Genomic DNA, 26,535 nt, shown 5'->3' with positions numbered 1-26,535 from the left:
AAAACCAAGGAGTAAGGCATGAACGCACCTGTCGTAATCGTCGGCACCGGGCTTGCGGGCTACAACCTGGCCCGGGAGTTTCGCAAACTCGATAGCGAAACCCCGTTGCTGCTGATTACCGCCGATGACGGCCGCTCTTACTCCAAGCCGATGCTCTCCACCGGTTTCGGCAAGAACAAGGACGCCGATGGCCTGAGCATGGCCGAACCGGGCGCCATGGCCGAGCAATTGAAAGCCGAAGTGCGCACCCACACGCGCATCAGCGGCATCGACGCCGGCCACAAGCGGCTGTGGATCGGCGAAGAAGCGGTGTACTACCGCGACCTGATCCTCGCCTGGGGCGCGGAAACCGTGCGCGTGCCGATTGAAGGCGATGGCGCGGATCTGGTGTTCCCGATCAATGATCTCGAAGACTACGCACGTTTCCGCGCAGCGGCGGCCGGCAAGCGTCGGGTGCTGTTGCTCGGTGCCGGCCTTATCGGCTGCGAATTCGCCAACGACCTGATCCTCGGCGGCTACGAGGTGCAACTGGTTGCACCGTGCGAGCAGGTCATGCCGATGTTGCTGCATCCTGCTGCGGCGGCAGCGGTGCAGGCCGGGCTGGAAAGCCTGGGCGCCAAATTTCACCTCGGCCCGGTACTGACCCGTCTGCAGAAAGTCGCCGATGGTCTGGAAGCGCACCTGTCCGACGGCCAGGTCATCCCGTGCGACGTGGTGGTCTCGGCGATCGGCCTGCGCCCACGCATCGATCTGGCGGCGGCTGCCGGCGTGCAGGTCAATCGCGGTGTCGTGGTCGATCGGCACCTGAAGACTTCCCACGCCAATATCTATGCCTTGGGCGATTGCGCCGAGGTCGACGGGCTGAATCTTTTGTACGTCATGCCCCTCATGAGCTGTGCGCGAGCGCTTGCACAAACCCTCACCGGAAACCCGACGGCGGTGAGCTACGGCCCAATGCCGATCACCGTGAAAACCCCGGTGTGCCCACTGGTGGTTTCGCCGCCACCACGCGGCAGCGAAGGCGTCTGGACCGTTGAAGGGCAGGGCGCCGACATCAAGGCCCTGTGCCACAGCGCCGACGGTCAGTTGCTCGGTTATGCGCTGACTGGCGCGGCGGTGATGGAAAAACTCGCACTGAACAAACAGCTTCCGCCCCTGCTGGCGTAAATACTGGTCGTTCTGTCGGAATCACCCCGCTTTTGCCCCCACAAAGGTCGCGGGGAGACTGGCGCCGCCGGTATCCGCGTGCCATTCTCACTCCCGTCTGCCGCAGAGTAGAGCCTGCGGCGCCTTGGGCGCTGTTCCAACGAGAACAGCACGGACATAACAACAAAAAACCGTCAAAGGGGCTTCACTAATGCGTAAACCAGAACTCGCCGCTGCAATCGCTGAAAAAGCAGATCTGACCAAAGAACAGGCCAACCGCGTACTCAACGCCGTCCTCGAAGAAATTACCGGCGCTCTGCACCGCAAGGACAGCGTGACGCTAGTAGGCTTCGGCACCTTCCTGCAACGCCACCGCGGCGCCCGCACCGGCAAAAACCCGCAAACCGGTGAACCGGTGAAAATCAAGGCCAGCAACACCGTTGCGTTCAAGCCAGGCAAATCGTTGAAAGACAGCGTTAATCCTTAATTGCGGCGAACTCCCTGAGTAAAGGGGAGCACCGTAAGAAGAAATGGGCACGTCGATTGCGGTCGAGTGCCCATTTTTTGTGGATGTATGTCAGGTTATTTGCGGAAGCAGGCTTTGCCGTTGCCAAAGTCTACGGCCAGGCAGTTTGGCTTGATCGCCAGTTGCAGATCTTTGAACAACACAGAAAGATCGCCGTTGGCAGGGTCAGGATAGGCTTGCCAGTCCAGCGTCGCCCATCGAGTTCCCGGCATGACGGTGAACCACTCGATTTCATCAGGAGAATTTTGTGTATGTAAGCCGATTTTTGCCAATGCTTTATTTGGGGAGAACGGCAGTGTCAGCGTGTTTCGCTGCGAGTCTGTCCAAACCTCCTTCAACGTCGAACCGTCTTCGAGTTGCCAATGAACTTCCACTGGATGGATCGCGGGTGGTGAGACCGGATCGAAGTGATAAAACGTCAACCAATAGTTATGGTCAACTCGTTCTCGCTCTACTGGAGCCAAATAACGGCTGGTGGTCGCCAGATCAAATTCGATTGGTTGTTCGAACGTTAAGGGCTGGTTTTTTCGTTTCTTCCAGCCAATGTTGAAGGCTCGGCTATCCCCCGCGACATCGAACCATTGATAGGTTCCACGATTATGATCTGTGCCAAAGCCAATTTTTTTCAGCGTTCTCTGGTAATCGTAAGGAAACCAGAGGTCTGTTTGTTGATTCGAGTTCAAGAGCAATTGACCCGGTGGGCCTGTATTGAACTCGAGACTGACCATCACGGGCTTCAGGGGCGGCGGCGGAGGTTGGTGATCGTACCGTAGCTCTAAAACGTAGCTCTCTTTAGCCAACTCATTTTTTTCTTTTTCGGCATATTCCTTTAGTTCGATCAGCGTTCTCTCGCGTGAAAGATTTAGGAAAGCTTCTTTGCTGGTTGGGCAGCAGGCTCTTGCTCCAGCATGAGAGTGTTTTCCTCGACATACCAGTTTCCCTTGGCGACACCGCCAGCCGATCCGTAGGCGATACCAGCAGAAAAGGTGCCGTCCTTACGCAACAGCAACTCGGCGCCCATTTCCATTGCGCCCGTCAGGTAGTAATGGCCGTCCAGTGGCGGGTTGTCTGCGGATGCGTGGGTAACGGGAAGCCACATCAGCGCTGCGAACAACAGCGGTTTCAATTCCATGAGGTAATGCTCCTTACCAGCTCCCGAAGGGAATGCCGAATTTTTCGATGTAGGCTTTAGATTCAGGTGATAGAGACAGTGCGTACCGCCCCTCGTTTTTTCCTTGATACGGGCCTTCCTTCATTGCACTCCCTTCGACCCGAGTAATCTCGACAGACTTGAGGCAAGCGCCCCCTAGCCAGACCTTTGCAATACCGCCGGGGGCCAAGCCAATACCGATGTCATCGCGGTAGTCCGTGATCCATTTGCCATCAGCCCTGCAGAAAGCTTTTTCCGGCTTACGCATGATTTCCCGAGCCGATTCGGAAATGGTGATGTAAGCCTCATAGGTTTGAGGTTCGGCCAGGGATTGCCATCGTACATAGATCAAGCGGGGCAGGTCGGCGCCGGTGATATCCCGCCCTGCGCCACTTCCGGGGTTTTCTGGCCACCCTGCGGGCGTGCCTTTGTTATCAGCGGGAGCTCTTACCGAAGCAATACCGGCTCCGGCACGTCGGAATACTCGCTCTCGAATATCCACCACATCGGCGGTTTCAATCCAGATTTCCATGTAGTCCGGTGCTCCAAAGCCAAGGAACCATGGACGCTTGTCCGCAGCTTGGGAGACGTCTAGTCCGCAGCCGGCCAATAATATGCCTAGAAGGAAGTACATTGTTTTCCTGATAGGTCGAGTGAAGTCATTCATGGGGGTGCACCACTCGTTGGTTGTTCTTGGTTGGTCGGTTGATGAAAACAATATTCAAGTCGCTGCTGTTCAAGCCCTTGGCCGCATTCCAGTGAGCAGAGAGATGTATATAGCGGCTACGTAACAATGCCCTTTCTTTGATAGTCAGGCCTTCGACGGGAGACTCGCCCAAGGCGTAGGACTGGAGCTTCCTGTGAATGGGGACCAACTCTTCGGGCAGTTTCAGATTCGGCGTATCTGGGATGACCTTGAACGGCACATTTGCTCTGACCGCAAGCTCACGCATGATGCGCAGATACACCAGTGACAGCTCGCCATGTACTGGCCGCTCAATGCTGGCCGCCCCGTAAACCCGCTTTTGGGGATCCGGACTGAATCTGCCCTTTTGTGCTGATTGAGTCACGGCTCTTTCCCAAAATGCCACGCGCAATTGACTGCCCGGGATGTCCTCTTCGATGACGCCTTTTGCATACTAGGCAAATGCTTCTTTCTCGGCAGCAACATAGGCTGCACTGCGGGTCGCGTCCTTGTCTCGGCTGATAGTGCTGGTGATCGGGTTGCTCAGCAGAAGTTTTTCCTTGGCTCTGGGCAAGTAGCCGCCGCCCAGATCCGATTGAGCGCCGGGCAAAAACAGATCGATGTCGCCCAGGCTGTTGAGTGCAAAGTTCTCGCGATATTCATCGCGCGCAACCAGATGGACTACTTTGTTGGCGCAACCATCAGGCAGCTTTAGATCGAGTCCGGAGTTTCTGCTGTTAGCGCCGGTAAAATCGAACAGCCATGGGTTGGCGATTGCTGCAACGGTGTCAAACAGACCAATGAAATTGATACTGATGCTCGATTGCGGGCGCCAGTCAAAGGTGCTGGAGAGTGCCGGAGAACCTGCTGGAAACGCATCTGCGAGAATACTGCGCTCGCCTTTGAGAACCTCATTTGCAAAGTGTCGAGCCGCGGCGGCACCACGACTGAAGCCGAAAATATCGAACTCGATCTTTTCTATAAGTAGATTGGGATTCTTATCGATCAGTGAGCGCACTTGACCGATAATTTTTTCAGGGCTCTGCTCCACACGAGCTGATACGCCAGTCTCACCTCGGCCTGTCGCTTGTGCGTAAAGTGAGTCACCTGCGTCAGCTGTTGTGCCAATACCTTCGATGTACACGCGCAAAGAGGCATTTCTCGTTTTCTCCGGCAGTGTTTCGAAGGAATGATCCGTATACAGCTCATACAGCCGCACAATATTGCTCACATCATTTCCATAACTGTTGTCCGGCGAACTCCCGTTTCCGTCGTAACCGTAGGTGGCGCAGTGCTGCTGGATCTCTGCAGCCGCTTCCGCAAGATTGGCATCTGCGGCGTAGCACGCGGCGACTGTCTCGCTGTTGGCCTTGTTATTCCCAGTGCCATCGAAAAACACGCCGATACGCAAAGTTATTCCCCCAGGTGTCTCATCCTCCAGGTCGACTTCTTCCTCCTCTTCCTCAAGTTCTTCCTCTGCACGTGCGTTGACCGCTGGCGCAACGGGAAACGCTTGATCCAGGCCTGGTAGCAGCAGATTGCGCGCCTCACTGTCGTGTGGCTTGCGGCCCGTTTCGATTTCCTTGCTACTGAAAATGCCGCCAGCATCGATCACGAGGTGATGGCCGCCGGCTTTCAGCGTGATGCTGGCGCCGGCATCCAGCGCCACACTGGCGCCGGCCTTCAGATGCACTTGCTGACCGGCCTCGATATCGAAAGACTTTCCAGTCTGGGTGTAACTGCTGCCATTGATGGTTTCGCGACGTTCATTGCCCACTTCCAGTTGAAGGCTGTTGCCGATTTTCTGCGCCATGTCGCGTTGCGCGCGCAGGTAGATCAGTTCCTGCCCGGCGCGATCCTCGATCGACAGTTCGTTATAGCCGCCGGTGTCGGGCGAGCTATGGCTGCGTAGCACTGTTCTGGTTTTGTGGTCGGGCAACGTGTAGGGCGGCAAGTTGGCTTTGTTGGTTACGCAACCGGTGATCAGCGGTTTGTCTGGATCACCTTCCAGAAAGGTCACCACGACTTCCATGCCAATGCGCGGAATTGTCACCGCACCGAAGTGATCGCCGGCCCAGCTTGAGGAAACCCTCACCCAGCAACTGCTGCGCTCACTGTTGAATTCGGCGCGATCCCACGGAAGTTCGATCTTCACCCGACCGAACTCATCACAGTAGATGTCCTCGCCCTCAGGCCCGGTGATGCGCGCGGTCTGGGCAACCAGTGGTGGACGACGCGGGGGCAGAGGCGGGCGGAAAACTACCTCGGCGGGAATGGCGCAGAAACTATTGCGATAACCCTGGATGAAGTCGTCATCGGGTTTGAAGTCGCTGGTGGTTGATTCTTCCAGCACTTGGGGTTGCCTGCCGGTGTGCATCACACTGGCCAGCAGCCACAGGACATTGCACTGCTTGCGGGGATGCTCGGCAAGTTGGAACAAATGGCCGCAGCGTAGCGTCGGCTGGTCGCTTTTACCCTCGGCCAATTCATAGTCGGTGCGGTGTCGCTCCAGTGCCTGTCGGGCAAGCTGTTTACCGTGCTTTTCGTTTTCCAGCAGCGACGGGTAGCGGTAGTCCTCCAACGCCGGGATGAACTCAGCGGTGAATCGGCTTTGCAGCAGAAGATTTGGGCGTTTGAGGTCATAGCCGCGGCGAATCGCCGTGCTGGTTCGGGTGCTGTTGCGGACGCTGAAACGGCTGATGACCGTATGCTCCGCGACCATCCCCGTGTCTTGCTGATACGCGGTAGCACCCAGTTTTGGCAGGAACACCTGGTCATCGGTGAAGACCAGCGAATGGCCGTCTGACGAGTGTTGGTGGTGCTAGGCAATTCCATCCTCGGCACAAAGACGCTGGATAAACGCGAAATCACTTTCGCCATACTGCGTGCAGTATTCACGCTTCGGGCTGGTGGAGACGTGAAAAATATACGCATCGGCCAATATGCCGTGGGGTTGGAGAACCTGAGCAATGATCTGCGGCACAGTCAGATTCTGGAAAATCCGCTGATCCTGACTGAACTGCAAATAATGCAACGCCGGCACCAGCGTCAGCTCATAGCGGGTCAAGCGTCTCCCGAATTCACTCACCTTCACATCTTCAATGCGCCCGTGGATGCCTTCTTTGTTGAACCCGAATTGCAGAAACGCCGGCTGACTGAGCAGGCCTTCCAGATCGATATCAGCACGTTCGCTGACCAGTTCGACCCGGATGGCGTATCGGCAACTGATGGCTTCCTCGCCATCGAACGCGAGCACTTCAAAGTCGTGGCGAACTCCGGGAATTTGCAGGATAAAAGGCGCGCAACTGCCCGTGCTGAACATACGCTTGTCCTTAAGCAAAGTGAGTCGATGCGCGGTGTCCGATCATCCTTGATCGCCACGCGAATAGAATTTGCCAAGGCACGCTAGCAACGCGGGAAATAAATTGATGTAAGAAGTATCTCTGACATTTGTCAGAGCATTCCGGGTGTGAAAGTGCGGGATAAATTTGAAGGAGAAGACTGTAGGAGGGCACTTCGATAATTATTGAGTTGGCACTGATGTGCAGTATTGCCGGTTCGGTGAAACTTTCAGAAAAATGAAATGCCATCAAATTGATGGCACTTTTTTTGTTGGGCGTTGTCGCCGGTGAATGGTTAATAGAAGTGCAAGAATTTTCGGAAGAGTCCTACTTCTATTTTTTTCGAGAGTTGTCATGCTTGGCGCCGCATAAAGAGACCCGCGTTCGGGGCGATGCGGTCAGGCTTGATCGGGCCGCTCTGGCTCAAGGGTTGTGAGGGAGGAAGACAAATGTGCGCAATATAAATCGCTATCAGGGATTCCCCTGTCGAATATAGGGTGATCTCTTACAGACGCCAATGAACACTTCGTCTTGTTGTTTGATCAGATGCTTGCTAGTGGCCATCATAGTGATTACGATGCGCCCACTTGAAAGAGCACACACTCAATTGGATGAGTTACGTCACTGCTCTTCGATACTGTCCAGCGCCGCGGCAACTCCAATAGGCGCATGACCGTAATCCTAAATAAAGGCCATGGATGTCCTACTCAAGCAAACTTTCCGCCCATTACCTCGAACTCGCAAAAGTCTCTGTTTCCAAAGAGAATTTCGCGGGCGAAGACGTTCGTTTTTCGAGCGAATTCGAGGCGCTGGAAAGCGAGCTGGCCAAAGCCTCTTCGATGCACGAAAGCGGGCAGATCGACTGGCTGAAAATTCGCGAAAACAGCGAAAATCTCCTGCGTACCCAATCCAAGGATCTGCGTGTCGGTGCCTGGCTGACCTGGTCGCTGTACCAGCGTGAATCCTTCCCCGGACTGCTGGCCGGTCTCGGTTTGCTGCACCATCTGTCGGAAAACAACTGGGCCGACGTTCACCCGCTCAAACCCCGCACCCGTGCCGCCGCGATTGGCTGGCTGGTGCCGCGTCTTGAGCAGGTGATCACCGAAAACATTGCAATCAAAGAGCAGTTGCCGATGTTCCGGCAGCTCTCCGAGCACCTGTCCGGCCTCGAAGCCGCGTGCGCCGAACACTTGGGCGACGACTCGCCGCTGTTGCTGCCGATCTCCCGTCGTCTGAAAACCATGATCCAGCGCGCGGCCGACAATCAGCCGGCCCCCGGCGTCGTGGGCGCGGCGGTGGCGCAGGTCAAGCAGGCCGCCAGCCAGTTGCTCGCGCCCGGCGCACCGATCGACAACGAAAGAGATGCACACAAAGCCCTGCGTGCCCAACAGGACAGCGCCCGGCCGTTGTGCGCCTGGTGGCTCAAGCAGAAAGCCACCGACCTGCGTGCCCTGCGCCTGAATCGAACTCTGCTGTGGATGACCATCGACGCCGTCCCCGAGCGCAACGCCGAACAGATCACCGTGTTGCGCGGCTTGCCGGTCGACAAGCTCAAGCAATATCAGGATCGTTTCGATCAGGGTAAGTACGCGGACTTGCTGGTGGAACTGGAGGCGAGCCTGGCGAAGGCGCCGTTCTGGTTCGATGGCCAGCGAATGGTCTGGGAATGTCTCCAGAACCTCAACGCCGAGTTGGCCATGCGCGAAGTGGAAATCCACTTCGCGCTTTTGGTTCAGCGCCTGCCCGGCATCGTCGAGTTGCGCTTCCATGACGGCGTGCCTTTTGCCGACCCGGTCACCCGGGCGTGGATCGCCGCCAATGTCATGCCGCATCTGCAAAGCGCCAGTGCGCCGCGCAAGGTCGAAAGCGAAAACGTCGAAACCCAGCCGGCCTGGGAAAAGGCTCTCGAAGACGTCCTCCCGCTGCTGCGCAAGGAAGGCTTGAAGCCAGCCGTGCAGACGCTCAAGCAAGGCTTGCAGTCGGCCCATGGCGGCCGCGAACGCTTCTTCTGGCAGTTCGCCCTCGCCCGGCTGTGCTTCATGGCCAAGAAGTACGAACTGGCCAAGAACCAGCTCGAAACCCTCGATCAGACATTACAGGACTCAGGCCTGCACGCCTGGGAGCCCGATCTTGCATTGGAAGTGCTGCACCTGCTGCACAGTTGCTGCGAGTTGTTGCCGCAGAACCATGCAGTGCGTGAACGCAAGGAAGAGATTTATCGCAGGCTGTGCCACCTCGATCTCGAAGTGGTACTCGAATAGGCCCCAGGGCCACAACCGCAAGGAGAAAAGCCATGGCCAAAGAAGGCTCGGTAGCCCCCAAGGAACGCATCAACGTCACCTTCAAACCCGCCACCGGCGGTGCTCAGGAAGAGATTGAACTGCCGCTGAAGCTGCTGGCAATCGGTGACTACACCCACCGCAAGGACGATCGCAAAATCGAAGATCGCAAGCCGATCAGCATCGACAAGATGACCTTCGACGAAGTGTTGGCCAAGCAAGAACTGGGTCTGACGCTGAGCGTGCCGAACCGTCTGCAGGAAGATGGCGAGGCCGACGAGCTGGCTGTGCAACTGCGCGTCAATTCGATGAAGGACTTCAACCCGGCCAGCCTGGTCGAGCAAGTGCCTGAGCTGAAAAAACTGATGGAACTGCGCGATGCGCTGGTGGCCCTCAAAGGCCCGCTGGGTAACGCTCCTGCGTTCCGTAAAGCCATCGAAGGCGTGCTCGCCGACGACGAATCCCGCGGTCGCGTACTCGGTGAGCTGGGCCTGAACGCCGCAGCCCCGGACGCCTGAGACTCCAGCCAAGGAAGCCAACACAATGAGCACTAGCGCAGCACAAGAGAAGAGCGCCGGCAACGGCGAGTACAGCATTCTCGACAGCATCATCGCCGAAACCCGTCTGACTCCGGACGACGAAGCCTACGACATCGCCAAGCGCGGTGTGTCGGCGTTCATCGAAGAACTGCTCAAGCCGCAGAACAACGGTGAGCCGGTCAAGAAGGCCATGGTTGACCGCATGATCGCCGAGATCGATGCCAAGCTCAGCCGTCAGATGGACGAAATTCTGCACCACCCGGACTTCCAGGCGCTGGAATCGTCGTGGCGTGGTCTGCAGTTGCTGGTCGATCGCACCAACTTCCGCGAAAACATCAAGATCGAAATCCTCAACGTCTCGAAAGAAGACCTGCTGGACGATTTCGAAGATTCGCCGGAAGTCATGCAGTCGGGCCTGTACAAGCACATCTACACCGCTGAATACGGCCAGTTCGGTGGTCAGCCGGTTGGCGCGATCATCGCCAACTACTACATGTCCCCAAGCTCGCCGGACGTGAAACTGATGCAGTACGTGTCCAGCGTAGCCTGCATGTCCCACGCGCCGTTCATCGCCGCTGCCGGTCCGAAATTCTTCGGTCTGGAAAGCTTCACCGGCCTGCCGGATCTGAAAGATCTGAAAGACCACTTCGAAGGCCCGCAATTCGCCAAATGGCAGAGCTTCCGTACCTCGGAAGACTCCCGCTACGTTGGCCTGACCGTGCCGCGTTTCCTGCTGCGTAACCCGTACGACCCGGAAGAAAACCCGGTCAAATCGTTCGTGTACAAGGAAACCGTTGCCAACAGCCACGAGCACTACCTGTGGGGCAACACCGCTTACGCATTCGGCACCAAGCTGACTGACAGCTTCGCCAAATTCCGCTGGTGCCCGAACATCATCGGCCCACAGAGCGGTGGCGCGGTTGAAGACCTGCCTCTGCACCACTTCGAAAGCATGGGCGAAATCGAAACCAAGATTCCTACCGAAGTATTGGTTTCCGACCGTCGTGAATACGAACTGGCCGAGGAAGGCTTCATTTCCCTGACCATGCGTAAAGGCTCCGACAACGCGGCGTTCTTCTCCGCAAGCTCGGTGCAGAAGCCGAAGTTCTTCGGCATCAGCGCAGAAGGCAAGGCGGCAGAGCTGAACTACAAGCTCGGTACCCAACTGCCGTACATGATGATCGTCAACCGCCTGGCTCACTACTTGAAAGTGCTGCAGCGCGAGCAACTCGGTTCGTGGAAAGAACGTACCGACCTCGAGCTGGAACTCAACAAGTGGATCCGCCAGTACGTGGCTGACCAGGAAAACCCGAGCGCCGAAGTCCGTGGCCGTCGTCCGCTGCGCGCTGCGCAAATCATCGTCAGCGACGTTGAAGGCGAGCCGGGCTGGTACCGCGTGAGCTTGAACGTGCGTCCGCACTTCAAGTACATGGGTGCCGATTTCACCCTGTCGCTGGTTGGCAAGCTGGACAAAGAGTAAGAGCGACTCATGGACGGATACGGCAGCCTTTTCGAACGCCTTAATGGCGACGCGGAACTACGCAATGGCAAGAGCCTTGAGGTTTCTGCCATGGCGTCGGTGGCTGCCCATCTGGCCAAAATGCTCAGCACCCGGGCGGGCAGCGTGCAAACGCTGTCCGACTACGGGTTGCCCGATCTCAATGACATGCGTCTGAGCCTGCACGACTCCCTGAGTCAGGCCCGTCTGGCCATCGAAAACTTCATCGAAGCCTACGAGCCGCGCCTGAGCAACGTGCGTGTCATTTCCCTGCCGCGTGATCACGATCAGCTTCGCCTGTCCTTCAGTATCGAAGGCCTGCTGGAAGTTGAAGGTTTCAAGCGTCAGGTCAGTTTTTCCGCGCGCCTGGATGGCAGCGGGCAAGTGAAGGTGAATTAGGACCATGCGAGGGAGCGCCGTTCACCGGGGAACGTTGGCAATGTTGGGGCGTAGCACTTTGCTATTTGTCGCCTTGGCTGGCGCTGCGCTGATCGCTGCTGCCTGTTACGTGAAAACGACGGCGGCACGCCTGGCTCAAGAGTACTCCACAGACTGGAACGAAGCCGGAACCTGTTTCATCCGCTCCTGCATTCCGCAGTATTCGGCGCTGGGCGTCGCGGGAAGCATTGCGAAGATGTTCACCAGCGAAGCTTTTTTCCGGGTTTACGCCAAAGACGGCACGTTGTTGAAGTCGTCGGAATGGTTGCTCTGGCAGAACGAGTTCACCACGGATGAGCGCTCGTATTGGCTGGGTACCCGAGCGGTCTACCCGACAGTGTCAGGTTACGAGGGCTGGAATGTTCCAGCGTGTGGTCAAGAAATGAACAGTCGTCATCCCAAGTTGTGATTCTGGAAAATTGATGAGATGACTCGCCCATTACGTCCCCATTCGTTCGCGCGGACTGTGTCGAAATGATCTGGCTACAGCGCTTCCTCATGGTGATGGGTACGCTCGCCTGCGTGGCGCTCGCGGAGGGCGCTGAAAAAGCCATGGCCGGGATCGCGCATGAATAGCCGTCGAGTCATCGGTCTGGCCGTGCATGCGCTGGCGTGCGTGATTTATATCGTCCTGAATGGCTATGCCGTGCCGGCCTACAAACAGCTGGTCGGCGGGCTGACCTCGCGTGGCGTTGCCATCGGCATGGCGATGTACCTGATTTTCTATTTTTTCGTTTCTCTTAATCTGATTCTGGTCTTCATCCAGCGCCAGGCCATTCAGTTCGGTCTGGTGGTTTTCATGATGCTGGCGATCCTGTTTTACCTGCTGCCGCAGTATCCCATCCGGGGTTTGGCGTATTGCGCGCTCACGGGTGGTTTGACGGTTGGCGCGCTCCTGCTGAGCAACGCCCTGAACTCGGTGTACAGCCGCTGGCGCCGGCCGGCGGGCGGGCGACCGCTGACGATTCATCCGCGTCGAGCGACATCGCGACTGCTGCTGATTACCGCGCTGATCGGTGTATGCATATGTACCGTTTTGCTGGGGTTGAAGATTTTCGGTGGCGTAACGGCAGAGCCCATCACCCGACACTTGAACGATTCGGGCGAGTGCTATCTCGTCACTTACGCGCCCGGCTATCACAGGCTGGGATTGATCGGGCGAGTGTTCGAATTGTTCGCCAGCGAATACTTTTTCCGCGTCTACACCGCTGACGGCGCGCTGCTCGAATCGTCCGAATGGAATTTTCGGGTCACTGAAATTTTCGGTGGGCCTGCGGAGTTCAGCGGCTCGACAGTGCTGTATCCCGGTACGCAAGGTTATGAAGACTGGTGGGTGCCGGAATGCGCCTGATCACGCCATTGAACACGTTGCTCGTCCTCGCCAGGCAGCCTCTTTTTTACGGGCTGACGGCGCTGCTGTCGGCGCTGGCGCTCTTCGCGACGCCGGTTTTTTCCAACGCGATGATGTTGCTGATGGAACGGAGCAACTTCATCCCGCAAGAGTCGTCGATCTGGGCCTTCGAACCTTACGAAATCAATCAAGGCTCCTCGTCGTACTGGCTCTACGGTGAGGACCGGGTGAATTACTACCACTTTGCCTACAGCCCTGAAAACGCCTACCGCCTGATCGCCAAAAACAACCAGTGCGCAGGCTTCGACAAGCGTGATGTGCGCACATGGTGCACGCCATGATGCCTTGGCCGCGTGTGTGGAAATGGCTCAATCACCTGCTGAGCCTTATCGGAGCATTGGCCATCATCGCCGTCGTGATGGTCGCGATCAAATTGAGCTGGAGTCACTCGAAAAAGCCGGTATTGCCCGGTTACCCCGACGCGGTGTGGCGGGGTGCTGAGGATGGTGGCGACTTCATCGAAATTACCCGGTCGATGCCGCCGGACTACTTCATCGAGGTGCGCTCAGAGGGCGGCAGTCTCGTCAAAGCAGGCTGGGTGCGCTTCGCCACTCACGATGGCAAGCCGTTGACGATGAACCGTGTCAGTGCTTCCGACGGTGAATACCTCTTCATCGACTCGTATGTGCCGATCACCGCCAGCAAGGGAGGGCGCGCTCAGTGAAATTTGGCACCTGCAGGAAATCGCTGTCGGCGGTGGCCGCCCTGTTGTTGGCGGGCTGCACGACGCAGTTGGTTTATATGAATGATATTTACCTGGTCAACACCTGTGGTGTACCGCTTGAAGTACAAGCGCAGCACGCGACCAACTGGCTGCCGCCATTGGAACCGCGTGTGGTTGCGCCGGGCGAGCGAGTCAGCGTGGCCAGTTACCGGTCCTACGGCGAAGACGTCGATGGGCAGGTCAGCTGCCGCTATTCGCTCACGGTGAAAGGGCCGCAACGCACGCGCCTGGTCAGTGCCGATGAAATGCGCCAGGCCTTGCTCGACATCAAACGCGAGCGCGATGGACTGCAGCGCAGCTGGACTCTCAAGGAAGGAGTGTTTTGCCCATGATCGACGTATCGGATGAGATGCGCTCGTACCTGATCTTCATGATCGACAGCGATCTGTTCGGCAGCATCGCGATCCTGAGTTTTCTGCTACTTGTCACGGCGATCAGCAAGCGCCTGCGTCAGTCATGGCTGCATCGCGCCTTGACGTTCTCGGTGCTGGTGGCGTTGGTCGCCATCGAAATTGCCGGCGGTTACTACTCATCGTTGCCTGTCGCATGAACCTGCCGGCCCGACTGATCTGCTGCCTGTTGATCCACACAGTTTTCTGTGTGGGTTACACGTTGCTCAACAACTTCGCGGCCGACTGGTACATCTCCACCTACGGCAGTTTGACCTCGCGTGGCGTGAACATTCGCCTGACCAGCAAATTCCTCTACGAGTTTTTTCTGGTGTTCAACTGGCTGCTGGCGATGATTCTGGTCCTGCGCGTGAAGCTGGTGTTGTGGGCGATCTGGGTGACGCTGGTGCTGTTGTGGATGCTGCCGGATCACCCGCTGCGGGCGCTGCTGTATGGCGTCGGTCAAGGGACCTTCACCTTGGCGGCGATTCTTCTCTGCACCGGGCTGGACCGCTGGTACACGCGCAAACCCATGGCTGGCAAGAGCCCGGCACTCGGGCAAGCAGCGGCCAGCGTGACTGCTTCGGGGGCCGACCATGCTTAGTCGCGCGCAACTGAATTTCTTCATGGCGGCCTTGTGGGCGCCATTGCTGTTGATGCTGGCGTTTTCATCCTATGGCCTGTGGATTGGCGACTCCTCGACAATCGAATCGTCCGAGACCCACTGGGTATATCTGTTGTGGTTCGGCATGCCCGGGCTGCTGTTGTTCGCCCTGTGGGTATCACGGACGGCGAAGAGCCGTAATGAGCAACAAGCGTTACGGATGGTGTGGTGGGCGCCAGTCAAGTTCATCCCGTTTTACGCCGTGCCATGGATGCTTTATGGCCTGTGCAGCCTGATCGCCGGCCCGTTCGATGACGCTTTCATGGCCTACAGCTGGATCATGCTGGTGCCTTACCTCCTGATCGCCGGTTACTTCTGTGCCGGCGTGACGGTTGCGCTCTACAGGATATTTTTTTGATGAGTTCTACTACCAGGCAGGTAACCCGTGTCCTTTAACCACTACTACCAAAGCGAACTCACCGCTCTGCGCCAACTCGGTCGCCGTTTCGCCGAGCGTAGTCCGGCGCTGGCCCCGTATCTGGGGCAGGCCGGGCGGGATCCGGACGTGGAACGGTTGCTCGAAGGCTTTGCGTTCCTGACCGGGCGGCTGCGTCAGAAGCTCGATGACGAGCTGCCGGAACTCAGCCATTCGCTGATGCAACTGTTGTGGCCGAACTACATGCGCCCGTTGCCGGCGTTCAGCATTTTGCAGTTCGATCCGCTGAAGCGCTCGGGCCCGGCGCTGTTGGTCGAGCGCGATACGCCAATTGAAAGCAAGCCGATCGAAGATGTGCGCTGCCGTTTCCGCACCTGCTACCCGACTGAAGTGCTGCCGCTGGATCTGGCTGCGCTGAACTACTCGGTGAAGGGCGACGGCTCGCTGCTCAGCCTGCGTCTGGAAATGAGCGCCGACGGCCACCTCGGTGAGCTGGAACTGAGCAAACTGCGCCTGCACTTTGCCGGTGAGCGTTACATCAGCCAGATGCTCTACTTGAGCCTGCTGCGCAACCTTGAAGGCATCGAACTGATCCCGCTCGACGGCGCTGGCAAGCCCATCGATGGCGTGGCCGGCAAGCCGATGGCGTTCAAGATTCCTGGTGACCGGGTCAAACCGGTGGGCTTTGCCGAAGAAGAAGCATTGATCCCGTATCCGCTGAACACCTTCCGTGGCTATCGCTACCTGCAGGAATACTTCGCCTTCCAGGACAAATTCCTGTTCGTCGACGTCAACGGTCTGGACATCCTCAAGGCGCTGCCGGAAGACACCCTCAAGCAGATGCGCGGCCTGGAATTGCGTTTTGATATCCGCAAGAGCGGGATCATGCGCATGCGTCCGACCCTGGATAACGTGAAGCTGTTCTGCACGCCGATTGCCAACCTGTTCGCGCACGACGCACTGCCGATCCGCCTCGACGGCAAGCAGGACGAATATCTGTTGCTGCCGGCGGAATACGATCTGGAAAACTGCGGTGTGTTCTCGGTGGAAACCGTGACTGGCTGGAAGCCCGGCGGCCTCGGTTATCAGGAGTACGTGCCGTTCGAGTCGTTCGAGCACGACCCGAGTTTCGACGTGCCCAACAGCCGTCCGCATTACAGCATCCGCCAGCGTTCGTCGCTGCTGCACGATGGCCTCGACACTTACCTGAGCTTCGGCATTCGCCACACCGAGGCCCACGAAACCCTGTCGATCGAGCTGATGTGCACCAACCAGAACCTGCCGCGCAAGCTCAAGCTCGGCGACATCTGCATGGCCTGCGAAGAGACCCCGGAGTTCTTGAGTTTCCGCAACATCACCCCGGCCACTTCGAGTTTTGCACCGCCGCTGAACCGTGACTTCCTGTGGAAGCTGATCAGCAACATGTCGCTTAACTATCTGTCGCTGGCCGACGTCAATGCGTTGAAGGTGATTCTCGAAACCTACGACTTGCCGCGTTACTACGACCAGCACGCGGAGAAGGTCAGCAAACGCCTGCTCGGCGGCCTCAAGCACATCAAGCATCACCACGTCGATCGGCTGCACCGTGGCCTGCCGGTGCGCGGTTTGCGCACCGAACTGACCATCGACCCGGAAGGGTACATCGGCGAAGGCGACCTGTTCGTTTTCGCCTCGGTTCTTAACGAGTTTTTCGCGCTTTACGCCAGTCTCAATTCGTTTCACGAGTTGCGCGTAAAAAGCACACAGGGAGAGGTGTACCAATGGACACCACGTATGGGCCTGCAGCCCCTGCTTTAAGCGGGCTGACGAAGGTAATACGCGAGTACTCGCTGTTTCAGGCCGTGCTGCTGGTGATCGACCGGCTGCGCGAGGCACACCCGCACCTGAGCGAAGACGATCTGTACGATCAGGTTGAGTTCCAGGCCAACCCGAGCCTGGGCTTTCCGCGCAGCGATGTCGATCGCGTGGAGTTTTTCGAAGAGCACGGGCAGATGCGCGCGCGCATGCGATTCAACCTGATCGGCCTGGTCGGCTCGGGTTCGCCGTTGCCGGCGTTCTACGGCGAACAGGCGTTGGGCGACAGCGAAGACGGCAACCCGACGCGCAACTTCCTCGACCTGTTCCACCATCGTCTGCAACGGCTGATGCTGCCGATCTGGCGCAAATACCGCTATCGCGCGAGCTTCCAGAGCGGTGCGATCGACCCGTTCTCGTCGCAGCTGTTCGCACTGATCGGCCTGGGCGGCGACGAGATCCGCAAGGCCAAGGAGCTCAACTGGAAACGCCTGCTGCCGTACCTCGGCCTGCTCAGCTTGCGGGCGCACTCGGCGGCGTTGATCGAAGCCGTGCTGCGTTACTACTTCAAGCACGAAGACCTGGTCATCGAGCAGTGCATCGAGCGTCGCGTGGAAATTCTCGAAGAGCAGCGCAATCGTTTGGGTCGCGACAACAGCGTGCTCGGCGAGGACCTGGTGCTCGGCGAGCAGGTGCGCGACCGCAGCGGCAAATTCCGCATTCACATCACCCAACTCGACTGGCAGCGATTCCATGAATTCCTGCCGATCGGTTTCGGTTACCAGCCGCTCTGCGCGCTGGTGCGGTTCACCCTGCGTGACCCGCTCGATTACGACATTCGCCTGGTCCTGCGCCAGGAAGAAATCCGCGAACTGCGCATCGGTGAGCAGAACGCCTGTCGCCTTGGCTGGACCAGTTGGCTGGGCCGCGAAAAAGCGGACGGCGTGGTGACCCTGGGCAGCAAAATTCATTAAGGACGTGAGCCATGATCAACGTAGACCTGCAACAACTCATCCAGGCGCTGGACGCCGAAACCCGCCGTGATCTGGAACGTTCGGCCGAGCGTTGCGTCGCCCGTGGCGGCAGCAAGATCCTCGTCGAAGACCTGATGCTCGGCCTGCTGGAGCGCCCGAATGGTTTGCTGTCGCGCGCGTTGCAGGATGCCGACGTCGATGCCGGTGAACTCAGCGCCGCGCTGCAATCGCGGGTTGAGCACAGCGCTTCGCGCAACCCGGTGTTCGCCCCGGAACTGGTGCAGTGGTTGCAAGATGCGCTGCTGGTGGCCAACCTCGAACTGGGCCAGACCCAGGTTGAAGACGCCGCGTTGATTCTCGCCTTGCTGCGCAATCCGATGCGCTACGCCGGCAGCCGCTATCAGCCGCTGCTCGCCAAGCTGAACATTGATCGCCTGAAGGAATTTGCCCTGTCGCAAAAAGAGCAGCCGGCCGCCAATGGCAAACCCGCCGCGCAGGGCGAATCGCTGTTGCAGCGCTTCACCCACAACCTGACCCAACAGGCCCGCGACGGCAAACTCGACCCGGTGCTGTGCCGTGACGGCGCGATCCGCCAGATGGTCGACATCCTCGCCCGTCGCCGCAAAAACAACCCGATCGTGGTCGGTGAAGCCGGCGTCGGTAAAACCGCCATCGTCGAAGGCCTGGCGTCGCGCATCGCTGCCGGTGAAGTGCCGCAGGTGCTCAAAGGCGTCGAGTTGCTGTCGCTGGACATGGGCCTGCTGCAGGCCGGCGCTAGCGTCAAAGGTGAATTCGAACGTCGCCTCAAAGGCGTGATCGACGAAGTCAAAGCCTCGCCGAAACCGATCATTCTGTTCATCGACGAAGCCCACACCCTGATCGGCGCCGGCGGCAATGCCGGCGGTTCCGACGCGGCCAACCTGTTGAAACCGGCACTGGCGCGTGGCGAACTGCGCACCATCGCTGCCACCACCTGGGCCGAGTACAAGAAGTACTTCGAGAAAGACCCGGCCCTGGCCCGTCGTTTCCAACCGGTGCAACTGCACGAACCGACCGTCAGCGAAGCGGTGACCATCCTCCGCGGTCTGGCTCAGGTTTACGAGAAGAGCCACGGCATCTACCTGCGTGATGACGCGGTGGTGTCTGCTGCCGAATTGTCCGCGCGCTATCTGGCTGGCCGCCAACTGCCAGACAAAGCCGTCGACGTCCTCGACACCGCGTGCGCCCGCGTGCGCATCAGCCTCGCCGCCGCCCCGGAAAGCCTTGAGCGCCTGCGTGGCGAACTGGCCGAAGGTGGCCGCCAGCGTCAGGCCCTGCGCCGTGATGCCGAGGCAGGCCTGCTGATCGATCACGAAGCGCTGGACGCACTGGAAGCGCGGCTGGAAGAAGCCGAAAGCGAAATGGTCGCGCTGGAAACCCTGTGGACTGAACAGAAAGCGTTGGCCGAGCGCCTGCTGGAACTGCGTCAGCAACTGGCCAAGGCCCGCGAAGCCGCCGCCGTTGAGCCGACCGTCAGCGTTGAAGAAGACGCCGAAGGCACCGTGATCGAAACCATTGCGGCTGAAGTTGAAGAAGGCCAAAGCGTCGAAGCGCTGGAAGCCGAACTGAACAAGACCCACAGCGAGCTGACTGCCGCACAGGTCAAGGAGCGCCTGGTCAGCTTCGAAGTCTGTCCGCGTCTGGTGGCTGAAGTGATCAGCGCGTGGACCGGTGTGCCGTTGGCGCAACTAGCCCGCGAGCACAATGCCAAGGTCGCCAGTTTCGCCACCGACCTGCGCACGCGCATCCGTGGTCAGGAGCAGGCCGTGCACGCCCTGGATCGCTCGATGCGCGCCACAGCTGCTGGTCTGAACAAGCCTGATGCGCCGGTCGGCGTGTTCCTTTTGGTCGGCCCAAGCGGCGTCGGCAAGACTGAAACCGCATTGGCGCTCGCCGATCTGCTGTACGGCGGTGATCGTTTCATCACCACCATCAACATGTCGGAGTTCCAGGAGAAGCACACCGTCTCGCGTCTGATCGGTGCGCCACCGGGCTACGTCGGTTATGGCGAGGGCGGCATGCTCACCGAAGCCGTGCGGCAGAAACCGTACTCGGTGGTCCTGCTCGATGAAGTCGAAAAGGCTGATCCGGATGTGCTCAACCTGTTCTACCAAATCTTCGACAAAGGTGTGGCCAACGACGGCGAAGGTCGCGAGATCGACTTCCGCAACACGCTGATCCTGATGACCTCGAACCTCGGTAGCGACAAGATCAGCGACCTCTGCGAAGACGGTGCGCGGCCGACTGCCGAACTGCTCGAAGAAACCATTCGCCCGGTACTCAGCAAACACTTCAAACCGGCGCTGCTGGCGCGGATGAAAGTGGTGCCGTACTACCCGGTCGGCGGTCCGGTATTGCGCGAGCTGATCGAGATCAAACTCGGTCGTCTCGGCGAGCGCCTCAACCGTCGTCAGCTGGATTTCAGCTGGTGCCAGAACCTCGTCGATCACTTGTCCGAGCGCTGCACGCAAAGCGAAAGCGGTGCGCGCCTGATCGATCATTTGCTCGATCAGCACGTCCTGCCGCTGGTGGCCGATCGTCTGCTCGACGCGATGGCCACCGGTGAAAGCCTCAAGCGTGTGCATGCCACGCTCGACGGCAACGCCAGCGTGATGTGCGAGTTCGCCTGAGGTGGCGGTGATGTTCACTCAAGTACCGCAACCACTGGTCTACGCCGAAGCGTTGCTGGCGCAGTTCGCCAGCCTGTCGCGGGCGGCGGACGGTGCTGCGTTGCTGGGTGACTTCGTGCGTGGCCTGGCCGAGCTGAGCGGTTGCGAACTGACGCAACTGTATTTGCTCGACGCCACCCACACCTGCCTGGGGATGAACGCCGAGTGCCTCGACGGCGCGCTGCAACCGCGCCAGGCGGCGAGCCTGCCGGCGGATTACAACGGTGAGCAACTGCTGCAATTCGCCCTGTGCCAGAACCGCGTGGTGTGTCTCGACGACCTCGGCGGCAGCCTGCACGAAACCAGCTTTCTGCCCGCCGTTTCGGCGCCGTGGCAGTCGCTGTTGTGCGTGCCGCTGGTCAATCGGCACAAGGCCGTCGAAGGCCTGTTGCTGTGTGCCAGTCAGCGTCGCACCGACTTGCACGGTTTTGCCGAATCGCTCGGCCAGCTCGGCTCGTTCGTGCTCGGCCAACTGCATTTGCTGCAACGCCTGCGCCAGCCGCTGGATGCTCATGCGCCGGCGGTGCGCAGCGTGCCAAGCATAAGCGGTTACGGTTTGATCGGCAAAAGCGCCGCGATGCGCCAGACCTACTCGTTGATCAGCAAAGTCCTGCACAGCCCGTACACCGTGCTGTTGCGCGGCGAGACCGGCACCGGCAAGGAAGTCGTGGCGCGGGCCATTCACGACTGCGGCCCGCGACGTTCTCAGGCGTTCATCGTGCAGAACTGCGCGGCGTTCCCGGAAAACCTGCTGGAAAGCGAGCTGTTCGGCTATCGCAAAGGCGCCTTCACCGGCGCTGATCGCGACCGCGCGGGGCTGTTCGATGCGGCAAATGGCGGCACGCTGTTGCTCGATGAAATCGGCGACATGCCGCTGTCGTTGCAGGCCAAGTTGCTGCGCGTGTTGCAGGAGGGTGAGATCCGTCCGCTGGGCTCCAACGACACGCACAAGATCGACGTGCGCATCATCGCCGCGACCCACCGCGATCTGTCGGTGTTGGTCAGCGAAGGCAAGTTTCGCGAGGACCTGTATTACCGCCTCGCGCAATTCCCGATCGAACTGCCGGCCCTGCGTCAGCGCGAAGGCGACATTCTGGAGCTGGCCCGGCACTTCGCCGACAAGGCCTGCACGTTCTTGCAGCGTGACCCGGTGCGTTGGTCGGAGGCGGCGCTGGAACATTTGTCCGGCTACAACTTCCCCGGCAACGTCCGTGAACTCAAAGGCCTGGTCGAACGCGCGGTGCTGTTGTGCGAGGGCGGCGAGTTGCTGGCCGAGCATTTCTCCCTGCGCATGGAAGCGATGCCCGAAGACAACAGCGGCCTGAACCTGCGCGAACGCCTGGAGCAGGTCGAACGTACGCTGCTGCTCGATTGCCTGCGCAAGAACGATGGCAACCAGACTCTCGCTGCCCGCGAACTGGGTTTGCCACGGCGCACGCTGCTGTACCGCCTCGGTCGCTTGAATATCAATTTGGGTGACTTCGATGGTTGATCTGATCACTGCTTTCGCAGTCTGCACAAATCCTGTGTTGAAGGGCTTCTCTGTGGCGAGGGGACTAGTCCCCGATCGGCTGCGCAGCAGTCGTAATCCGGTGAATGCGGTTGGCCAGAACCACCTCGGTGTCTGGTTTTGGGGCTGCTTCGCGGCCCAGCGGGAGCAAGCTCCCTCGCCACAGGAGGTGCGTGCACCTCGTTGGTCTGGCTCAAGACCCCGATGTAGAGCCTTACAGATGACTAAAAGAATTAATTTCAGCGCCGCCCGCAAGGGTCGGCGCTTTGTGCTTTGTCTACCCCTGGAGACCCTCTGATGTCTGTTCGTCACTGGCAAGCTGTCCTGCTGACCCTCGTCGTTCTCTGCGGCCTTGGTGGCTGTAGCGGCAATTACAAATTCAACGATAACGACTATCGCCCGTTGGGTGATCCGCAAGCGGTCAATCGCGGCAAGTGACCGCAAGGAGCATCAAACATGGAATTGGTTTTCGAAATGCTGAACACCAAGCAGTTCGTGCCCACCGAGTTGTGCCAGAAGACCTTCAAACAGGCTGGCGGCGTGATCGGGCGGGGCGAGGACTGCGACTGGATCATTCCTGACCGCAAGCGTCATCTGTCCAATCACCACGCGATTGTCAGTTACCGCGAAGGCACGTTCTTCCTGACCGACACCAGCAGCAACGGGGTGCAGGACGGCGACAGCGGTGCACGTCTGCACAAAGGCGAGCCGGTGCGCATCGAGCACGGCAGCACCTACGTGCTGGGCGATTTCGAGATTCGCGCGAGGCTGGTGCGTGACCCGGCGACCTTCGACGGTGAAGCCGGCCGTCCGCGTGCTGCCGGCAGCATTATCCCGGACGACGCGTTCCTCGATCTCGACCCGCTCAACGCGCTCGAACAGCAAGAACGCGTCTACTCGGAAATCGACGAACTGCTGGCGCCGAACACCAAGCCTGAAGACTCGCGTCAGCGTGCCGACTACGCGCGCATCGACATGGAAAGCCTGATGGTGCCGGAGCTGATCGCAGCCCCCGCCGAGCCTGAACCGGCGCCGGCACCGAAAGCCGTCGAGCGTCAGAGTGAAGGTTTCTGGGAGCACTTCGGCGCGGCGCTGGGCGTGGACGTCAAAGGTTTCAGCCACGACGAACGCGAAGCCATGGCGCTGAATGCTGCGCGTTTGTTGCGTCAGAGCATCGGCGGTTTGCAGCAGAGCCTGCGTACTCGTTCGGAGCTGAAAAACGAACTGCGTCTGGCCCAGACCACCGTGCAAGGCACCAACAAGAACCCGTTGAAATTCGCCGTCGATCCGAGCGAAGCGCTGCAGATTCTGTTGCAGCCGCACAAGCCGGGCCACTTGCCGGCCGAACAAGCCATCTCCCGTGCGTTCCGCGACTTGCAGGCGCACCAAGTGGCGTTGCTCACCGCCAGCCGCGCCGCCGTGCGCGGCACGCTGGAGCATTTCTCGCCGGAGCAGTTGACCCTGCGTTTCGAGCGCGACAACAAACCGCTGATCGCTACGTCCGGCGGGCGCTGGAGAGCGTTCGGCCGCTATCACCAGGCGCTGCGTCAGGACGACGACTGGAGCGAGCGTCTGCTCGCCCGCGACTTCGCCCAAGCCTACGAAGAACAGATCCGTCTGATCTCCACCCTCCACACCGACCACCAAGGATGATGCGCATGTCTCGCCGCTCGACCGCTTTTTTCAAGACGCTGACTGCGCTCACCGTACTGGTGTTGCTCGCCGGTTGCTCGTCGCTGTCGCCGTACTCGAAAGTGACCAAAGTCAATCTGAAGCTGACCGGCAGCGATCAGCTCAACCCGGACCTCAACGGTCGCCCGTCGCCGATCGTGGTGCGCCTGTTCGAACTGAAGCACCCCGTAACTTTCGAGAACGCTGATTTCTTCAGCCTCTACGAACGCGCCAAGGAATCCCTCAACCCGGATCTGGTGGCCAGCGAAGAACTCGAACTGCGCCCGGGTGAAACCGTGGAAATGAAGCTCAGCGTGGAGGAGGGCAGCCGTTACGTCGGCATCCTCGCCGCCTACCGCGACCTGCCGGAAACCAAATGGCGCTACACCGTGCAGATCACCCCGCTGGAATTGACCGATGCCGATCTGACCCTGGATCAGGCCGGTATCCGCAACACCCACGAAGTGCTCGCCAAGGCGGATGACTGACCATGAATACCCATAAAGTCATTTGGCAGGAAGGCATGCTGCTGCGTCCGCAGCACTTCCAGCACAACGATCGTTATTACGATCACCAGATGAAAACCCGCACCCAATTGCTGGGTGGCTACACCTGGGGTTTCCTCAATCTGCAGATCGACCTGCAGTTTCTCAACATGGGCAAACTGGTGATCAGTGAAGCCTCGGGGATTCTGCCGGACGGCAGCCTGTTCGAACTCGGTGGCAACACCGAGCCGCTGGCGCTGGACGTGCCGCCGAATACCGGCAACACGCCGATCTACCTGGCGCTGCCGCTGGTCACCGGCAATCACATCGAGTCGCGCCGTCCGGAGCAATCCGACGTACTCGCGCGTTACACCGCCTACGACGCCGAAGTCGCCGACTCCAACGCCGGCGACGATTCCGCCAGCCAGGTCAGCTGTGGTCGTCCGGACTTCAAACTGCTGCTCGGCGAGCAGCAGAGCGATCAGGCCTACGTGAAGCTGAAGATCTGCGACGTGCTCGACACCACGCCCGACGGCGTGATCAGCCTCGATCCGGATTTCGTACCGACCTACATTCAGGCCCACGCCTCCAGCTACCTGCTGTCGTGCCTGAAAGAAGTCATCAGCATGCTCAACCACCGGGGCGACACCATTGCCGAGCGGATTCGCTCCAACGGCAAGGTCGGCGGTGCGGAAGTCGGCGACTTCATGATGCTGCAACTGATCAACCGCACCGAACTGCTGCTGCGCCACTATCTGGGCCTGGAGCAGGTACATCCGGAAGAGTTGTACCGCACGCTGTTGACCATGCTTGGCGATCTGGCGACCTTCTCCGGCGAGAGCAAACGCCCGCGCCTGGACAGCCGCTACTCCCACGCCGACCAGGGCGCGAGCTTCCGCAAACTGATGGAAGCGATTCGTCAGGTGCTGTCGATGGTGCTCGAACAGCACGCCATCGAACTGATCCTGCAAGCGCGTCAGTACGGGATCATCGTGTCGCCGTTGCACGACCACAAACTGCTCGGCTCGGCTTCGTTCGTGCTGGCGGCCAGTGCCAACTGCGACTCCGAAGAACTGCGCCACCGCTTGCCGGCGCACCTCAAGGTCGGCCCGGTGGAGCGCATCCGCCAACTGGTCAACCTGCACTTGCCGGGGATCAAGGTCAAACCGTTGCCGGTGGCCCCGCGGCAGATCGCGTTCCACTCCAACAAAACCTATTTCATCCTCGAACTCAGTTCCGAAGACCTGGCACAACTCGAGCGCTCCGGCGGCTTCGCGTTCCACGTGTCGGGCGAATTCGCCGAGCTTGAACTGAAATTCTGGGCCATCAGGAACTGACCGACATGATCAAGGACATGGAACACAATCAGGACGACAAAACCGTCCTGCTCGACCGTCAGGGCCATGGCCCGGCGTCGAGTCCGCTGACCGACTTCGCCGCGCCGCCGCGTTTCGAGCAACTGGAAGAACGGATGATCTACGCCGCGCGCCTGCGCCCGGCGGAAGCGTTCAACATCAGCCTCAATTCGCTGGTAGCGGCGTCCTCCGAACTGCTTTCGGAAGTGGTGCGTCTCAAGCACAGCGAAACCCGTGAAGACCTCTACGCGCTCAACGAGCGCCTGACCGCCGGGCTGAAACTGTTTGAAGTGCGTGCGCTGCACAACGGTGCGGAAAGCAGCCAGGTGATGGCCGCACGTTACGTGCTCTGCACCGTGGTCGACGAAGCTGTCGTGACCACGCCGTGGGGCAACGAAAGCGAATGGTCGCAGATGAGCCTGCTGAGCAGCTTCCACAACGAAACCTTCGGTGGCGAGAAGTTCTTCCAGTTGCTCGATCGGCTGTCGAAAAACCCGGTCAAGCACCTGCCGATGCTCGAACTGATGTACCTGTGCCTGTCCCTCGGTTTCGAGGGCAAGTACCGCGTGCAGGCGCGCGGCATGCTCGAACTCGAAGGCATCCGTGACGCCTTGTACCGGCAGATCCGTCAGTTGCGTGGCGACGTGCCGCGTGAGTTGTCGCCGCACTGGGAAGGCCTCAACGATCAGCGTCGCAGCCTGGTGCGCATCGTGCCGGCGTGGATGGTGGTGTTGTTCACTTTTGTCTGCCTGGTGGTGATGTATTCGGGCTTCGCCTGGGTCTTGGGCGAGCAGCGCGAAACCGTTCTGCAACCTTATCAGCCGCTTGATCCGGCCGCGGTCCAGCCGCAGTCGCAGCCGTAAACAGGGACG

Annotated in this window: 26 protein-coding genes and 1 pseudogene; 23 read left to right on the top strand and 4 right to left on the bottom strand. The window is 59.3% G+C overall.

Features of this window, described 5'->3' with window-relative positions; genetic code table 11:
• Positions 1 to 18: 18 nt before the first annotated feature.
• Together KI231_RS29210 and KI231_RS29205 are read left to right on the top strand one after the other, a co-directional pair.
• Positions 19 to 1,167 carry an NAD(P)/FAD-dependent oxidoreductase gene (locus KI231_RS29210; RefSeq protein ID WP_213027005.1) on the top strand — a complete coding sequence of 383 codons (1,149 nt, stop codon included), beginning with the start codon at positions 19 to 21 and terminating at the stop codon, positions 1,165 to 1,167.
• A gap of 190 nt (positions 1,168 to 1,357) precedes the next feature.
• Positions 1,358 to 1,633 (top strand): HU family DNA-binding protein, encoded by a 276-nt coding sequence (locus tag KI231_RS29205; protein WP_003213368.1) that lies wholly within the window; start codon positions 1,358 to 1,360, stop codon positions 1,631 to 1,633.
• A gap of 95 nt (positions 1,634 to 1,728) precedes the next feature.
• Here the strand turns inward: KI231_RS29205 and KI231_RS29200 are convergent, their stop codons facing one another.
• The 4 genes and pseudogenes from KI231_RS29200 to tssI all read right to left on the bottom strand — a co-directional run bounded on the left by KI231_RS29200 (position 1,729) and on the right by tssI (position 6,829).
• On the bottom strand, positions 1,729 to 2,400 hold the full coding sequence (locus KI231_RS29200) for a hypothetical protein (protein WP_213028860.1): 672 nt from the start codon (positions 2,398 to 2,400) through the stop codon (positions 1,729 to 1,731).
• 134 nt (positions 2,401 to 2,534) lie between these two features.
• The gene (locus KI231_RS29195) at positions 2,535 to 2,804 is read right to left on the bottom strand and encodes a hypothetical protein (RefSeq protein WP_213027004.1); all 270 of its coding nucleotides are present in this window, start codon (positions 2,802 to 2,804) and stop codon (positions 2,535 to 2,537) included.
• Between the two features lie 13 nt (positions 2,805 to 2,817).
• On the bottom strand, positions 2,818 to 3,489 hold the full coding sequence (locus tag KI231_RS29190) for a DUF2931 family protein (protein WP_213027003.1): 672 nt from the start codon (positions 3,487 to 3,489) through the stop codon (positions 2,818 to 2,820).
• Positions 3,482 to 6,829, bottom strand: a pseudogene (gene tssI, locus KI231_RS30460) (type VI secretion system tip protein TssI/VgrG). Before tssI ends, KI231_RS29190 begins: the two are co-directional and overlap by 8 nt.
• A 717-nt stretch (positions 6,830 to 7,546) precedes the next feature.
• On the opposite strand from tssI, the gene tssA reads away from it, so the two are divergent.
• The 21 genes from tssA to icmH all read left to right on the top strand — a co-directional run bounded on the left by tssA (position 7,547) and on the right by icmH (position 26,526).
• Positions 7,547 to 9,109 (top strand): type VI secretion system protein TssA, encoded by a 1,563-nt coding sequence (tssA, locus tag KI231_RS29180; RefSeq protein ID WP_213027002.1) that lies wholly within the window; start codon positions 7,547 to 7,549, stop codon positions 9,107 to 9,109.
• A gap of 32 nt (positions 9,110 to 9,141) precedes the next feature.
• Positions 9,142 to 9,645, top strand: a complete 504-nt coding sequence (gene tssB / locus KI231_RS29175) for a type VI secretion system contractile sheath small subunit (protein WP_003229587.1) — start codon at positions 9,142 to 9,144, stop codon at positions 9,643 to 9,645.
• Positions 9,646 to 9,670: 25 nt separating this feature from the next.
• Positions 9,671 to 11,146: a type VI secretion system contractile sheath large subunit gene (gene tssC / locus KI231_RS29170; RefSeq protein WP_103302677.1), complete on the top strand. Its 1,476-nt coding sequence runs from the start codon at positions 9,671 to 9,673 to the stop codon at positions 11,144 to 11,146.
• Between the two features lie 9 nt (positions 11,147 to 11,155).
• Positions 11,156 to 11,563 (top strand): type VI secretion system baseplate subunit TssE, encoded by a 408-nt coding sequence (gene tssE, locus KI231_RS29165; protein ID WP_103302675.1) that lies wholly within the window; start codon positions 11,156 to 11,158, stop codon positions 11,561 to 11,563.
• Positions 11,564 to 11,603: 40 nt separating this feature from the next.
• Entirely contained in the window at positions 11,604 to 12,011 is a 408-nt protein-coding gene (locus KI231_RS29160; protein WP_249412084.1) for a hypothetical protein, read from the top strand.
• 159 nt (positions 12,012 to 12,170) lie between these two features.
• Complete coding sequence (locus tag KI231_RS30130) at positions 12,171 to 12,953, top strand: hypothetical protein (RefSeq protein WP_249412083.1); 783 nt, start codon at positions 12,171 to 12,173, stop codon at positions 12,951 to 12,953.
• Complete coding sequence (locus KI231_RS29150) at positions 12,944 to 13,294, top strand: hypothetical protein (RefSeq protein WP_177431362.1); 351 nt, start codon at positions 12,944 to 12,946, stop codon at positions 13,292 to 13,294. Before KI231_RS30130 ends, KI231_RS29150 begins: the two co-directional genes overlap by 10 nt.
• Positions 13,294 to 13,677, top strand: coding sequence for a hypothetical protein (locus tag KI231_RS29145; RefSeq protein WP_146041222.1), 384 nt, complete (start codon positions 13,294 to 13,296; stop codon positions 13,675 to 13,677). The genes KI231_RS29150 and KI231_RS29145 overlap by 1 nt, the downstream gene beginning before the upstream one ends.
• Before the next feature lie 77 nt (positions 13,678 to 13,754).
• The gene (locus KI231_RS29140) at positions 13,755 to 14,069 is read left to right on the top strand and encodes a hypothetical protein (RefSeq protein WP_213027001.1); all 315 of its coding nucleotides are present in this window, start codon (positions 13,755 to 13,757) and stop codon (positions 14,067 to 14,069) included.
• A complete protein-coding gene (locus KI231_RS29135; RefSeq protein ID WP_213027000.1) occupies positions 14,066 to 14,287 on the top strand; it encodes a hypothetical protein in 222 nt (73 codons plus the stop codon). The genes KI231_RS29140 and KI231_RS29135 overlap by 4 nt, the downstream gene beginning before the upstream one ends.
• Positions 14,284 to 14,730 carry a hypothetical protein gene (locus KI231_RS29130; RefSeq protein ID WP_213026999.1) on the top strand — a complete coding sequence of 149 codons (447 nt, stop codon included), beginning with the start codon at positions 14,284 to 14,286 and terminating at the stop codon, positions 14,728 to 14,730. Before KI231_RS29135 ends, KI231_RS29130 begins: the two co-directional genes overlap by 4 nt.
• Complete coding sequence (locus tag KI231_RS29125) at positions 14,723 to 15,148, top strand: hypothetical protein (RefSeq protein WP_103302665.1); 426 nt, start codon at positions 14,723 to 14,725, stop codon at positions 15,146 to 15,148. Before KI231_RS29130 ends, KI231_RS29125 begins: the two co-directional genes overlap by 8 nt.
• A 27-nt stretch (positions 15,149 to 15,175) precedes the next feature.
• Positions 15,176 to 16,963 (top strand): type VI secretion system baseplate subunit TssF, encoded by a 1,788-nt coding sequence (tssF, locus tag KI231_RS29120; protein WP_213026998.1) that lies wholly within the window; start codon positions 15,176 to 15,178, stop codon positions 16,961 to 16,963.
• Positions 16,927 to 17,934, top strand: a complete 1,008-nt coding sequence (gene tssG, locus KI231_RS29115) for a type VI secretion system baseplate subunit TssG (protein ID WP_103302661.1) — start codon at positions 16,927 to 16,929, stop codon at positions 17,932 to 17,934. Before tssF ends, tssG begins: the two co-directional genes overlap by 37 nt.
• A gap of 11 nt (positions 17,935 to 17,945) precedes the next feature.
• Complete coding sequence (gene tssH / locus KI231_RS29110; RefSeq protein WP_103302659.1) at positions 17,946 to 20,603, top strand: type VI secretion system ATPase TssH; 2,658 nt, start codon at positions 17,946 to 17,948, stop codon at positions 20,601 to 20,603.
• Positions 20,604 to 20,613: 10 nt separating this feature from the next.
• Positions 20,614 to 22,134, top strand: coding sequence for a sigma-54 interaction domain-containing protein (locus tag KI231_RS29105; RefSeq protein ID WP_213026997.1), 1,521 nt, complete (start codon positions 20,614 to 20,616; stop codon positions 22,132 to 22,134).
• 315 nt (positions 22,135 to 22,449) lie between these two features.
• Positions 22,450 to 22,590, top strand: coding sequence for a hypothetical protein (locus KI231_RS29100; RefSeq protein WP_007920296.1), 141 nt, complete (start codon positions 22,450 to 22,452; stop codon positions 22,588 to 22,590).
• 18 nt (positions 22,591 to 22,608) lie between these two features.
• On the top strand, positions 22,609 to 23,805 hold the full coding sequence (tagH, locus tag KI231_RS29095) for a type VI secretion system-associated FHA domain protein TagH (RefSeq protein WP_213026996.1): 1,197 nt from the start codon (positions 22,609 to 22,611) through the stop codon (positions 23,803 to 23,805).
• 5 nt (positions 23,806 to 23,810) lie between these two features.
• The gene (gene tssJ, locus KI231_RS29090; protein ID WP_103302649.1) at positions 23,811 to 24,311 is read left to right on the top strand and encodes a type VI secretion system lipoprotein TssJ; all 501 of its coding nucleotides are present in this window, start codon (positions 23,811 to 23,813) and stop codon (positions 24,309 to 24,311) included.
• Between the two features lie 2 nt (positions 24,312 to 24,313).
• Positions 24,314 to 25,645 carry a type VI secretion system baseplate subunit TssK gene (gene tssK / locus KI231_RS29085; RefSeq protein WP_103302646.1) on the top strand — a complete coding sequence of 444 codons (1,332 nt, stop codon included), beginning with the start codon at positions 24,314 to 24,316 and terminating at the stop codon, positions 25,643 to 25,645.
• 5 nt (positions 25,646 to 25,650) lie between these two features.
• Positions 25,651 to 26,526 (top strand): type IVB secretion system protein IcmH/DotU, encoded by an 876-nt coding sequence (icmH, locus tag KI231_RS29080; RefSeq protein ID WP_103302644.1) that lies wholly within the window; start codon positions 25,651 to 25,653, stop codon positions 26,524 to 26,526.
• The last annotated feature ends 9 nt before the right edge of the window (positions 26,527 to 26,535 follow it).

Source organism: Pseudomonas sp. Seg1 (assembly GCF_018326005.1).
GTDB lineage: Bacteria > Pseudomonadota > Gammaproteobacteria > Pseudomonadales > Pseudomonadaceae > Aquipseudomonas.
This window is presented reverse-complemented; position numbering and strand designations above follow the sequence as displayed.

Excerpts from the sequence above, each read along its gene's own strand:
- KI231_RS29210 (WP_213027005.1), top strand. The coding sequence starts at position 19 with ATGAACGCACCTGTCGTAATCGTCGGCACCGGGCTTGCGGGCTACAAC.
- KI231_RS29205 (WP_003213368.1), top strand. The coding sequence starts at position 1,358 with ATGCGTAAACCAGAACTCGCCGCTGCAATCGCTGAAAAAGCAGATCTG.
- KI231_RS29200 (WP_213028860.1), bottom strand. The coding sequence starts at position 2,400 with ATGGTCAGTCTCGAGTTCAATACAGGCCCACCGGGTCAATTGCTCTTG.
- KI231_RS29195 (WP_213027004.1), bottom strand. The coding sequence starts at position 2,804 with ATGGAATTGAAACCGCTGTTGTTCGCAGCGCTGATGTGGCTTCCCGTT.
- KI231_RS29190 (WP_213027003.1), bottom strand. The coding sequence starts at position 3,489 with ATGAATGACTTCACTCGACCTATCAGGAAAACAATGTACTTCCTTCTA.
- tssA (WP_213027002.1), top strand. The coding sequence starts at position 7,547 with ATGTCCTACTCAAGCAAACTTTCCGCCCATTACCTCGAACTCGCAAAA.
- tssB (WP_003229587.1), top strand. The coding sequence starts at position 9,142 with ATGGCCAAAGAAGGCTCGGTAGCCCCCAAGGAACGCATCAACGTCACC.
- tssC (WP_103302677.1), top strand. The coding sequence starts at position 9,671 with ATGAGCACTAGCGCAGCACAAGAGAAGAGCGCCGGCAACGGCGAGTAC.
- tssE (WP_103302675.1), top strand. The coding sequence starts at position 11,156 with ATGGACGGATACGGCAGCCTTTTCGAACGCCTTAATGGCGACGCGGAA.
- KI231_RS29160 (WP_249412084.1), top strand. The coding sequence starts at position 11,604 with ATGTTGGGGCGTAGCACTTTGCTATTTGTCGCCTTGGCTGGCGCTGCG.
- KI231_RS30130 (WP_249412083.1), top strand. The coding sequence starts at position 12,171 with ATGAATAGCCGTCGAGTCATCGGTCTGGCCGTGCATGCGCTGGCGTGC.
- KI231_RS29150 (WP_177431362.1), top strand. The coding sequence starts at position 12,944 with ATGCGCCTGATCACGCCATTGAACACGTTGCTCGTCCTCGCCAGGCAG.
- KI231_RS29145 (WP_146041222.1), top strand. The coding sequence starts at position 13,294 with ATGCCTTGGCCGCGTGTGTGGAAATGGCTCAATCACCTGCTGAGCCTT.
- KI231_RS29140 (WP_213027001.1), top strand. The coding sequence starts at position 13,755 with ATGAATGATATTTACCTGGTCAACACCTGTGGTGTACCGCTTGAAGTA.
- KI231_RS29135 (WP_213027000.1), top strand. The coding sequence starts at position 14,066 with ATGATCGACGTATCGGATGAGATGCGCTCGTACCTGATCTTCATGATC.
- KI231_RS29130 (WP_213026999.1), top strand. The coding sequence starts at position 14,284 with ATGAACCTGCCGGCCCGACTGATCTGCTGCCTGTTGATCCACACAGTT.
- KI231_RS29125 (WP_103302665.1), top strand. The coding sequence starts at position 14,723 with ATGCTTAGTCGCGCGCAACTGAATTTCTTCATGGCGGCCTTGTGGGCG.
- tssG (WP_103302661.1), top strand. The coding sequence starts at position 16,927 with ATGGACACCACGTATGGGCCTGCAGCCCCTGCTTTAAGCGGGCTGACG.
- tssH (WP_103302659.1), top strand. The coding sequence starts at position 17,946 with ATGATCAACGTAGACCTGCAACAACTCATCCAGGCGCTGGACGCCGAA.
- KI231_RS29105 (WP_213026997.1), top strand. The coding sequence starts at position 20,614 with ATGTTCACTCAAGTACCGCAACCACTGGTCTACGCCGAAGCGTTGCTG.
- KI231_RS29100 (WP_007920296.1), top strand. The coding sequence starts at position 22,450 with ATGTCTGTTCGTCACTGGCAAGCTGTCCTGCTGACCCTCGTCGTTCTC.
- tagH (WP_213026996.1), top strand. The coding sequence starts at position 22,609 with ATGGAATTGGTTTTCGAAATGCTGAACACCAAGCAGTTCGTGCCCACC.
- tssJ (WP_103302649.1), top strand. The coding sequence starts at position 23,811 with ATGTCTCGCCGCTCGACCGCTTTTTTCAAGACGCTGACTGCGCTCACC.
- tssK (WP_103302646.1), top strand. The coding sequence starts at position 24,314 with ATGAATACCCATAAAGTCATTTGGCAGGAAGGCATGCTGCTGCGTCCG.
- icmH (WP_103302644.1), top strand. The coding sequence starts at position 25,651 with ATGATCAAGGACATGGAACACAATCAGGACGACAAAACCGTCCTGCTC.